The sequence below is a fragment of the Xanthomonas nasturtii genome (genome assembly GCF_001660815.1).
Taxonomy (GTDB): domain Bacteria; phylum Pseudomonadota; class Gammaproteobacteria; order Xanthomonadales; family Xanthomonadaceae; genus Xanthomonas; species Xanthomonas nasturtii.
In genome coordinates, this window is sequence record NZ_LYMI01000088.1 from 1 (window position 1) to 1046 (window position 1046).

At 60.4% G+C, this 1046-nt stretch carries 1 protein-coding gene; it reads left to right on the forward strand.

Annotation, left to right across the window (positions count from 1 at the left end; genetic code table 11):
• On the forward strand, positions 1 to 1046 hold a 1046-nt coding region (locus A7D16_RS20210; protein WP_204377184.1), incomplete at its 5' end, for an IS630 family transposase.

Sequence of the window (1046 nt, forward strand, 5' to 3'; positions counted from 1 at the left end):
TGACGATCCAACAGCGTGCTGAATTGGAGGCGGTGATGCGCAAGCGTCACGGCAACGCCGCTTTGGTGCGCCGCGCGCGGTGTGTTGTGCTTTGGAGCGATGGAGAACGTCGAGTCCACATACGCACTAAGCTTGCCTGCAACGACGCATTCGTCTCGAAGTGGACGGCGGCGTTTGAGGCGCAAGGACTGGCCGGGCTGGTGTCGGTGCATCCTGGGCGTGCGCCGAAGATACCGACGGCCAAGCTGGAAGCGCGTGTGCTCAACCGCACGCTCAAGCACAAGCCCAAAGACGGTTCGACGCACTGGAGCAGTCGCAAGCTGGCTGCCGAGCTGGGCAATGTGTCGTTCTCGGCCGTCCAGCGCATTTGGCGCAAACACGGCGTGCGTCCGCATCGGTTGGACACCCACATGGTCTCCAACGACCCGGAGTTTGAGACCAAGGCCGCAGACGTGATCGGCCTGTACCTGGACCCGCCTGCGCACGCGGTGGTCTTCTGCGTGGACGAAAAGACCGCGATCCAGGCGCTGGACCGCAAGGACCGGATGCTTGCATTGGCACCCGGACGCGCGCAAAGCCACGGATTCGAATACAAGCGTAATGGCACACTGAGCCTGTTCGCCGCGCTCAATACGGGCACTGGCGAAGTGCTGGGCAAAACGGCAGCTCGTCACACCAGCGAGCAGTTCGTGACCTTCCTCGAAGAGGTTGTCGCCAGTCAGTCCAACGGCCGGGACATCCATGTCATCTGCGATAACGTCAGCAGCCACAAGACGCCGCTCGTGCATGCGTTCCTGGCCGAGTACCCCCGCGTTCATATGCACTACACCCCCACCTACTCGTCATGGCTGAACCAGGTCGAGAACTGGTTCGCCCGCATCCAGCGTGATGTCATCACACGCGGGGTTTTCTCCTCAGTCAAAGACCTCGATAAGAAGCTCATGCGCTACATCCGCCAGTACAACAAAAACCCAAAACCGCTGAAATGGACCTTCGCTGATCCAACTCGACGCATCACATCCGATTCCTCGGATTCAGTGCACTAG